Annotated in this window: 13 protein-coding genes and 4 pseudogenes; 11 read left to right on the top strand and 6 right to left on the bottom strand. The window is 43.9% G+C overall.

Going from position 1 to position 7,839, the window contains the following annotated elements:
* Both WN50_RS35280 and WN50_RS36095 read right to left on the bottom strand, forming a co-directional pair.
* Nucleotides 1-339 (bottom strand): helix-turn-helix domain-containing protein (locus WN50_RS35280; protein WP_235440919.1); only part of this gene is annotated, 339 nt, incomplete at its 3' end.
* Nucleotides 278-433: a hypothetical protein gene (locus WN50_RS36095; RefSeq protein WP_235440920.1), complete on the bottom strand. Its 156-nt coding sequence runs from the start codon at nucleotides 431-433 to the stop codon at nucleotides 278-280. The genes WN50_RS35280 and WN50_RS36095, both read right to left, overlap by 62 nt.
* Before the next feature lie 608 nt (nucleotides 434-1,041).
* Between WN50_RS36095 and WN50_RS11200 the strand changes: the two genes are divergently transcribed.
* The 9 genes and pseudogenes from WN50_RS11200 to WN50_RS32095 all read left to right on the top strand — a co-directional run bounded on the left by WN50_RS11200 (nucleotide 1,042) and on the right by WN50_RS32095 (nucleotide 3,857).
* Nucleotides 1,042-1,383: a rubredoxin gene (locus WN50_RS11200; RefSeq protein ID WP_046278839.1), complete on the top strand. Its 342-nt coding sequence runs from the start codon at nucleotides 1,042-1,044 to the stop codon at nucleotides 1,381-1,383.
* A gap of 26 nt (nucleotides 1,384-1,409) precedes the next feature.
* On the top strand, nucleotides 1,410-2,420 hold the full coding sequence (locus WN50_RS11195) for a photosynthesis system II assembly factor Ycf48 (protein ID WP_046278840.1): 1,011 nt from the start codon (nucleotides 1,410-1,412) through the stop codon (nucleotides 2,418-2,420).
* A gap of 298 nt (nucleotides 2,421-2,718) precedes the next feature.
* On the top strand, nucleotides 2,719-2,970 hold the full coding sequence (psbE, locus tag WN50_RS11190; RefSeq protein ID WP_046278841.1) for a cytochrome b559 subunit alpha: 252 nt from the start codon (nucleotides 2,719-2,721) through the stop codon (nucleotides 2,968-2,970).
* Between the two features lie 22 nt (nucleotides 2,971-2,992).
* Nucleotides 2,993-3,130: a cytochrome b559 subunit beta gene (gene psbF, locus WN50_RS11185; protein ID WP_046278842.1), complete on the top strand. Its 138-nt coding sequence runs from the start codon at nucleotides 2,993-2,995 to the stop codon at nucleotides 3,128-3,130.
* A 9-nt stretch (nucleotides 3,131-3,139) separates the two neighbouring features.
* Nucleotides 3,140-3,243: pseudogene (gene psbL, locus WN50_RS35275) on the top strand (photosystem II reaction center protein PsbL); the annotation flags it as partial.
* A 24-nt stretch (nucleotides 3,244-3,267) separates the two neighbouring features.
* Nucleotides 3,268-3,330, top strand: a complete 63-nt coding sequence (locus WN50_RS36090; RefSeq protein ID WP_425354798.1) for a hypothetical protein — start codon at nucleotides 3,268-3,270, stop codon at nucleotides 3,328-3,330.
* Nucleotides 3,331-3,339: 9 nt separating this feature from the next.
* Nucleotides 3,340-3,459: a photosystem II reaction center protein PsbL gene (psbL, locus tag WN50_RS32105; protein WP_072075572.1), complete on the top strand. Its 120-nt coding sequence runs from the start codon at nucleotides 3,340-3,342 to the stop codon at nucleotides 3,457-3,459.
* Between the two features lie 68 nt (nucleotides 3,460-3,527).
* Complete coding sequence (locus WN50_RS32100) at nucleotides 3,528-3,647, top strand: photosystem II reaction center protein J (RefSeq protein WP_023064980.1); 120 nt, start codon at nucleotides 3,528-3,530, stop codon at nucleotides 3,645-3,647.
* Nucleotides 3,648-3,737: 90 nt separating this feature from the next.
* Nucleotides 3,738-3,857: a photosystem II reaction center protein J gene (locus tag WN50_RS32095; RefSeq protein ID WP_023064980.1), complete on the top strand. Its 120-nt coding sequence runs from the start codon at nucleotides 3,738-3,740 to the stop codon at nucleotides 3,855-3,857.
* A gap of 111 nt (nucleotides 3,858-3,968) precedes the next feature.
* On the opposite strand, the gene WN50_RS11180 is transcribed toward WN50_RS32095, so the two are convergent.
* A complete protein-coding gene (locus WN50_RS11180; RefSeq protein WP_046278843.1) occupies nucleotides 3,969-4,619 on the bottom strand; it encodes a YdcF family protein in 651 nt (216 codons plus the stop codon).
* 247 nt (nucleotides 4,620-4,866) lie between these two features.
* Between WN50_RS11180 and WN50_RS11175 the strand changes: the two genes are divergently transcribed.
* Both WN50_RS11175 and WN50_RS11170 read left to right on the top strand, forming a co-directional pair.
* Entirely contained in the window at nucleotides 4,867-5,865 is a 999-nt protein-coding gene (locus tag WN50_RS11175; protein ID WP_235440918.1) for a 2-keto-4-pentenoate hydratase, read from the top strand.
* 194 nt (nucleotides 5,866-6,059) lie between these two features.
* Entirely contained in the window at nucleotides 6,060-6,335 is a 276-nt protein-coding gene (locus tag WN50_RS11170) for a hypothetical protein (RefSeq protein ID WP_046278844.1), read from the top strand.
* 242 nt (nucleotides 6,336-6,577) lie between these two features.
* Here WN50_RS11170 and WN50_RS36085 read toward each other — a convergent pair.
* The 3 pseudogenes from WN50_RS36085 to WN50_RS36075 all read right to left on the bottom strand — a co-directional run.
* Nucleotides 6,578-6,948: pseudogene (locus tag WN50_RS36085) on the bottom strand (RNA-guided endonuclease InsQ/TnpB family protein); the annotation flags it as partial.
* Between the two features lies 1 nt (nucleotide 6,949).
* Nucleotides 6,950-7,308: pseudogene (locus tag WN50_RS36080) on the bottom strand (RNA-guided endonuclease InsQ/TnpB family protein); the annotation flags it as partial.
* Between the two features lies 1 nt (nucleotide 7,309).
* A pseudogene (locus tag WN50_RS36075) lies at nucleotides 7,310-7,788 on the bottom strand (transposase); the annotation flags it as partial.
* Between the last annotated feature and the right edge of the window lie 51 nt (nucleotides 7,789-7,839).

The following is a 7,839-nucleotide window of genomic DNA, read 5'->3' as shown; positions in this document are numbered from 1 at the left end:
AGGTACTGACTTACAAAAGTCTGGCAATGAATTCAAAATACCTGTTTTAATTGCCTTCCAATTTGCCTTAGTATCAGGTTCTTGCAGGTATTTAACGGTGGTGTTAAAAACAAGTCTTGACACTCCAAACCACTGTCTAACGAGATTTCTTTGAGATGCTGTTAGGTATATCCGGATCTTCAGAGATCTTTTTCCCGTATTTTCTGAGTCCGTGCATTCGGCAACTAAAGACGTGAATGATGGAGAGAAGATAGGCGGTGAGTATGACGCTGGCGCGTCACGCTTCGCGAACAGTTTCCGGGCAGTGAACAGTGTTGTCCAGAACCACGATTTTTCCACCGTTATGTTTGACCATCCATTCAATAAGCTCGAATCCGAACCTAGCAAGTCTGTCGGGACAGGCAACAATAAGCGTGAACTGGTCGCCTCGCATAAGTCGTTCCAGTAAGGTTTGAAGACCTTTTCGCTTAAAGTTGAGTCCAGAGNATAAGCGTGAACTGGTCGCCTCGCATAAGTCGTTCCAGTAAGGTTTGAAGACCTTTTCGCTTAAAGTTGAGTCCAGAGCCGATGTCTTTGATGATTTCGGCTTGTGGGAAGACGGACACCATGTAAGCAACTTGTCTATCCAAGTCGTCGAGCTGTTTTGTCTTGCTCTTTTTTGTTTTCCGTTCAAAAGTGCCACGCTATTTCAGTGGAATTTTCACGATATCGGTGGATTCTCAACCTGAAAGCTAATTTAAATATATCACAAGTTTGTTGGTCGAAATTCATCGAAGGGGCCGACCTTGCTGGTACAGCGCGAGCCTTCTTTCGACATTAAAGGTAAGTGAAGTAGGGAACAGTTTTTACAGGCAATCATGCAAGAGGTAACAACAGTTTTTGCCCGACTCCCTCATCTTCCCGGGAACCCCATTCCCTGTCCCCTGTCCCTTGTTCCCTGTCCCCTGTTCCCTATTGCCTCTTTTTTGATTGGCTTTGGTGAGATTCTGTAATATTATGTAATAGACATTTTAAGAATTAACGACTCCTCCAGGTTAAGCTATGAGCGAGCAAGCTACTGAAGTCCAACCGCTAGATCAATACGAATGTAGAGCCTGCGGTTACGTTTACGAGCCAAACAAAGGGAGTTCAATGGGAAAAGTTGCAGTTCCGGCTGGAACTCCTTTTGAAGAACTACCCGGGGGCTGGCGTTGTCCAGTCTGTGGGGCGCCAAGAAGTCAGTTTGCCAATATTGGATCAAAAGAGGGGCCTTCGGGGTTCAAAGAAAATTTGAATTATGGCTTAGGAGTCAATACCCTCAGTTCTCAACAGAAAAATTTACTGATCTTTGGCGGACTTGCTTTAGGTTTTCTGTTCTTTATGAGCTTATATGCTTTGAAATAAAAGCGATTTGAATTGATCTAAAACCCATGAGTTTAATGAAATTTTTGCGAAAAATTCTAATTGTATTTGCCGTTCTTCTGCTTTGCACCAGTTGTAAATTTCTGCCCGTAATAAGTTATAACCCCTGGGAAGTCGTTCCCGCAGCAACCGATGCCAACTTATTTGATGTGGCTTTTTCAGAAACAGACCCGAATCATGGTTGGGTTGTTGGCAGTAATGCCACCCTTTTAGAAACAACCGACGGGGGTAAAACTTGGGAAACCAAAGCCCTAGATTTAGGCGAAGAAAAAGCTCGTTTAGCTTCAGTCAGTTTCTCCGGTTCTGAAGGTTGGGTAGTCGGTGAACCTTCCGTTTTATTACATACCACCGATGATGGCAACTCTTGGACTCGTATTCAACTCAGTTCAAAACTTCCCGGTGCGCCCTATAATATTGTTGCACTCGGCCCGCAGTCGGCCGAAATGACCACCGATATCGGTGCGATTTATGCCACAGAAGACGGGGGAACAAACTGGAAAGCTCTAGTCGAAGAAGCGGTTGGGGTTGTTCGTAGTATTGCCCGTTCCTCTGAGGGTGAATATATGACCGTATCCGCCAAGGGAAATTTCTACTCCACCTGGACACCGGGCGAAAAAGCTTGGCAACCTCATAACCGTTATAGCTCTAAACGGTTAGAAAATATTGGTTTTGGTGAAGATGGTCGTTTGTGGATGATCGCCCGTGGCGGTGAACTGCGGTTCGCTGACCCGGAAAATCCCGAAGAATGGAGTGAAGTGATTAAACCCGAGTATGCCACCAGTTGGGGATTACTCGATTTAGCCTATCGCACTCCCTCAGAAATTTGGGTCAGTGGCGGTAGTGGGAACTTGGTCTGTAGTTTTGATGGTGGAGAAACTTGGCTCAAAGATCGCGAAGTAGAAAATATTCCCGCGAACTTTAACCGCATTAAGTTTATTAACCCAGACAAAGGTTTTATCCTGGGTCAAAGAGGAACGCTATTAAGATATACAGCCCAGTCTTCCCAAAGTGCCACTTAAACTCTAGACTAGGTTAAAGCAGATCAATGATTCGATTGGGTTGTTATAAATTTGCCAATTTTGTATCATAATACATTGATAGGCGTTTAACACCCTGAAAAACTTTTGGAACTGAAACGCTAAGATGTCAGACTTGAGAAATGTTGGATTCCCCTCGTTTAAGAATCGGGATAAAAATAGAACCAGCCTTTGTTAAAAAGCAGAGGAAATTGGCTTTTCAACCCCACTCACAAAACGTAGTATAATTTCAAGTCTCTCATCCTTATTTGTAAACCGTTGTAATTGAGGAGAATTACCCATGGCAGGTGATACCGGAGAGCGTCCTTTTGGCGATATTATTACCAGTGTTCGTTACTGGGTGATTCATAGCATCACCATTCCCGCTTTGTTTATTGCAGGTTGGTTATTTGTCAGCACAGGCTTGGCTTATGATGCTTTTGGCACCCCCCGTCCCGATGAGTATTTCCCGACTCAAGAACGTCAAGAAATTCCGATTGTGTCTGATCGCTTTAGCGGTAAACAACAAATCGATGAATACACCGGGAAGTAGTTAAAATAAGGAGTTTAATAACATGAGTAGCAGTTCTAATCCCAATCAACCAGTAAGTTACCCGATTTTTACCGTTCGTTGGCTTGCTGTTCACACCCTGGCTGTCCCAACCGTATTTTTCTTAGGCGCGATCGCCGCAATGCAGTTTATTCAACGCTAGGAGGTTTTTATGGATCGTACTCCCAACCGGAATCGTCAGCCCGTCGAGTTAAACCGGACTTCTCTTTATCTGGGTTTACTCTTGATTTTTGTACTGGGTATTTTGTTCTCCAGNTTCGTTGGCTTGCTGTTCACACCCTGGCTGTCCCAACCGTATTTTTCTTAGGCGCGATCGCCGCAATGCAGTTTATTCAACGCTAGGAGGTTTTTATGGATCGTACTCCCAACCGGAATCGTCAGCCCGTCGAGTTAAACCGGACTTCTCTTTATCTGGGTTTACTCTTGATTTTTGTACTGGGTATTTTGTTCTCCAGTTACTTCTTTAACTAACTGGAATATCATTCTCAATTTAGTTGATCGTTAAGTCCGTAACGTTTTGAAATAAGAGGTAAAAAACCGTGTCTGGACAAGCTCGAATTCCGTTGTGGTTAGTAGCCACCGTTGCTGGAACTGGTGTTTTAGTCGTTGTTGGTATCTTCTTCTACGGTTCTTATGTGGGTGTTGGTTCAGCCATGTAAGACAGAAGCCATCTCTTGGCTNCTGGAATATCATTCTCAATTTAGTTGATCGTTAAGTCCGTAACGTTTTGAAATAAGAGGTAAAAAACCGTGTCTGGACAAGCTCGAATTCCGTTGTGGTTAGTAGCCACCGTTGCTGGAACTGGTGTTTTAGTCGTTGTTGGTATCTTCTTCTACGGTTCTTATGTGGGTGTTGGTTCAGCCATGTAAGACAGAAGCCATCTCTTGGCTAATGAGAAACAGAACCTTAGTTTGTATTTAGATCTCTAAAATCCCACTCGACACCGAGCGGGATTTTGAGTTTTTGATGTAGAATTCGTTTTAACTGGGTTCCGGTAAAGGGGCTGCATCTCGTTCCGCGATCGCCCTTCGTAAAGCATAACGGGGATTGAGGTTTTCTCCCGCCCAACCCGTAAACCTCCAAACAACAGCCCGACTCAGATCTCGCGCAATCCGAATACCCGATTCTGAGGGATAATCTTGGCTAGAAATCGCTACAGGTGTAAAAGCAATTCCTTGACTGCCAAAGACAACTGATGCGACGGCTGTCGCCCGAGGCATATGAAAATCTGAAGTGATCAAGTAAACATGAGAAATATCCCGTTTTTTCAAGTCTTCAACCAAAGTTGAAAAATTCGTCACCGTATCAACAGCCCGATAGTCTAGATGTACCCGCCCCAGATCAACCCCGGCTTGTTGAAAAATCTCCGTTGCGGTGCGGCGATCGACACCCGATGAAACCCAAACCTCTAAATGATCATGCTGTTTGGCAAACGAGGCCGTAAATTCTTCGCGATCTATACTTCCACCTAACATGAGAATGGCTTGAGGTTCGGGGGCTTGTTGAAGTGCTAAGGTGGAGCGAACTGTAATCACATTTGCTAAAGTTGTTAAGGCAACACCGACTGATAAGGCAGAGGTTACGCCTAGAGTTGGTAGATTGAAAGATTGAAAGAGTTGTTTGATATTCATATGACTCTTTTTAACTGACTTGCTCCCGTCAAAACAGCCTCTAAGTATTTTTAGAAATCGAGATGCACAAATTTCGCTAAACTTTTGTTAAATTCACTCACACCCTGATGCGATGAAACAGTGAGAATCAATCAGCATCAATATATAAGCTACAATCAAGACCTCAGCAGTGACTTCCCCAATAGAGAGGATAAACCCTCGCCCAAACGGGTGAAACTTCACTGGTTTGATCCATCTGTTTAAACTAATGCTGACTCGATTTAATAATCTGTGGCTACGATTCTCCATTGCTACTGTCTGTGCTAGTATTAGCACCCTCGTCTGTGTAAATTTGGCTAACGCAATTCGCTCTCCTCACAAATTCTCGACATCGGATAGCCTGCTATTAACCCCAGCACGAGAACCGGATCTCCTCTCCACCGAAATAATTGCCACAGACTCCAGTTTAGCGCAACAACTGGCAAATACCTACTTAAAACGTGAACCTGTTGCTGCGATCAATGAGAATCTCTCTCTACAACAAGGGATTAGCATACAAAAAGAATTTATTAAGATCCTTATTCCCCATTTAGGGCCTATCGTGGGTTATAAAGCCGCCCTGACAAATCCCATCGCCCAACAACGTTTAAATGTTTCTCATCCTGTGCGGGGTGTTCTCCTCAAACAGATGTTACTCGATAATGGTGCTGTTGTTTCGGCGGACTTTGGGGCTAGACCTCAATTTGAAGCCGATTTAATCGTTCGAGTCGGTAATGATAGCATTAACGAAGCCACGACGCCCCAGGAATTGCTTGCAGGTTTAGATGCAGTGATTCCCTTTATCGAACTGCCCGATTTAGTTTATCAACCCGATGTTAAACTCAATGCAGCCGCTTTAGTCGCAATTAATGCGGGTGCGCGTTTAGGAGTTTTGGGAAAAGTGATCCCGCTTGCAGCTACACCCGAATGGGAAAAACGTTTAGGAAATTTTAAGGTTATTTTAGTTGATGAAAATGACCAGGAATTAGCCCAAGGTGAGGGTTCGGCTTTACTGGGACATCCTTTAAAAGCGGTATTGTGGCTGCGGGATGATTTGAAAGCCGCAGGGATACGCCTTCAGCCCGGAGATTTGCTCTCTCTGGGAACGATTACCCCGTTAATGCCAGTTCAAGCAAAAACCACCATTCGCGCCCGTTATATTGGCTTAGAAGATCAACCGGTGGAGGTTTCCGTGACCTTTTCGGAGGGAATGGAAAATGGGGAATAGGGAATAGCAGATCGTTCATAATTGATAATTGATAATTCATCACTAGTGACCGCCTCTCTAGCATTAGTCCCATATCTTGCAATTCCTTTGACGATTGCTGTAAGATTCAATCAAGTTTAGTTAAAGCTAAACTGAAATGATATGTCCACCCCTCATTAAGATGGGGCTATTAGCCTTTAAAGGAGAAAGTTCTCATGGATACTAATGTATTTGAGCAACACCGGAAAAACCTGAAAGATTTTCAAGAACAGGTTGTAAAGATGTCGATTGCAAGTTTCCCCGGGGGAAGCAAGCAAAGTGATGCCTTCAATCCGATGAAAGCGGCTTTAAATCTTCAAGAAAGTTGGATGAATGCGGCTTTTAAAGCTCAAGAAACAGGAATCAGTATGGCCTTGGCATCTCAACAGCAGATGTCGCGCAGTTATTTCAAAATGCTGCGGAAGAGCTTCTTTATAAAAGATAAAGAATAGCCTCTACTTGACGGCTCCCCGGAACCCGCTACGCCAAGTTTCGGGGAGCCAGCCGTCAAAAGAAGTCTCGCAGTTCTCGTGCCAAGCGTATTGGATCAGCTAATTGGGAAGGTTGACATCCTCTCCGTCGTAAACAACGGAGATTCCAAACATCACTGTTTGGGCTTCCTCTTTCGTTGAGTTGACTTACAAGGGTTGGGTNTTGACATCCTCTCCGTCGTAAACAACGGAGATTCCAAACATCACTGTTTGGGCTTCCTCTTTCGTTGAGTTGACTTACAAGGGTTGGGTTTCCCCGTCCAAGCAGAGGTCAGTCTCTCGGGAGGCGTTGATTTCCGTCTGCCCGACGGTATTTGCTAACTGTTTTAATGCAGATTTCAGAATATTTTTGGCGGCATTTTCATCTCGGTCTGCTACATACCCGCAGTGAGGACATTCGTGAAGTCCGGGTACTGAGAGTTTTGACAACCTTTTCACCGCAATTTGAACAATTTTGAGATGTGTATGCAGGTTCAACGGCAATCACCGGAACCCCATAAATTCTCCCAAAATATTCTAGCCATTCTCTAAATCTGTACCAAGCAGCATCATTAATTGACTTGGCTAAATGATGNACCGGAACCCCATAAATTCTCCCAAAATATTCTAGCCATTCTCTAAATCTGTACCAAGCAGCATCATTAATTGACTTGGCTAAATGATGGTTTTTAACCAGATTGCGTATCCGTAGGTTTTCAATCGCTACCAAGTCGTTAGACTGGATGACGTGTTGAGCCTGTTTACAGACCCGATTCTGACGCCTGCGTGAAACTCTTAGATGCGCCCTTCCTAACCGATTTCTGGCTTTTTTACGGTTTTGACTTCCCTTTTTTGTTCTTGATAACCGACGTTGCAGCTTTTTAATTCGTCGCTCATCTTTTCTTAGAAAACGGGGATTCTCTACCTGTTTACCTGTTGAATCAGTGTAGAAATGNCGACGTTGCAGCTTTTTAATTCGTCGCTCATCTTTTCTTAGAAAACGGGGATTCTCTACCTGTTTACCTGTTGAATCAGTGTAGAAATGGTTTAAACCGACATCCAAACCTGTTTGTTTGTTACTGAGTTCTTTGTTTTCCTTTCTGGTGTGGTCTATCAAAAATTGGGCATAATATCCATCGTGTCTTCTAATCACTCTAACTCGTTTAATTTGTTGGAGTTGATAGAAGTGCAAATCTCGACTTCCCCAAAGCTTAAATGTACCCGCTTGAAACTTATCAGAAAACGTTAAATAGCGTCTATCTTCTGAAAGCACCCAACCCGATGTCTTGTATTCAACAGAAGCTCTGACTTGATACTTTTTAAAGCTGGGAAAGCCTTTTATTGGTGCGCTTCCTTTAGGGGCTTGCAAAGCCGGGAGATCGCACCGCTTTTGGCCCGGTATTTTTTGCCGACAATTTTGATAAAATCGTTCAATTTAAAACAGATAGGATAAGGATTTAACGGATTAAGCTATCTGTGAGATGCC

It is taken from the genome of Limnoraphis robusta CS-951 (assembly GCF_000972705.2).
This window is presented reverse-complemented; position numbering and strand designations above follow the sequence as displayed.

Excerpts from the sequence above, each read along its gene's own strand:
- WN50_RS36095 (WP_235440920.1), bottom strand. The coding sequence starts at position 433 with ATGCGAGGCGACCAGTTCACGCTTATTGTTGCCTGTCCCGACAGACTT.
- WN50_RS11200 (WP_046278839.1), top strand. The coding sequence starts at position 1,042 with ATGAGCGAGCAAGCTACTGAAGTCCAACCGCTAGATCAATACGAATGT.
- WN50_RS11195 (WP_046278840.1), top strand. The coding sequence starts at position 1,410 with ATGAGTTTAATGAAATTTTTGCGAAAAATTCTAATTGTATTTGCCGTT.
- psbE (WP_046278841.1), top strand. The coding sequence starts at position 2,719 with ATGGCAGGTGATACCGGAGAGCGTCCTTTTGGCGATATTATTACCAGT.
- psbF (WP_046278842.1), top strand. The coding sequence starts at position 2,993 with ATGAGTAGCAGTTCTAATCCCAATCAACCAGTAAGTTACCCGATTTTT.
- psbL (WP_072075572.1), top strand. The coding sequence starts at position 3,340 with ATGGATCGTACTCCCAACCGGAATCGTCAGCCCGTCGAGTTAAACCGG.
- WN50_RS11180 (WP_046278843.1), bottom strand. The coding sequence starts at position 4,619 with ATGAATATCAAACAACTCTTTCAATCTTTCAATCTACCAACTCTAGGC.
- WN50_RS11175 (WP_235440918.1), top strand. The coding sequence starts at position 4,867 with ATGCTGACTCGATTTAATAATCTGTGGCTACGATTCTCCATTGCTACT.
- WN50_RS11170 (WP_046278844.1), top strand. The coding sequence starts at position 6,060 with ATGGATACTAATGTATTTGAGCAACACCGGAAAAACCTGAAAGATTTT.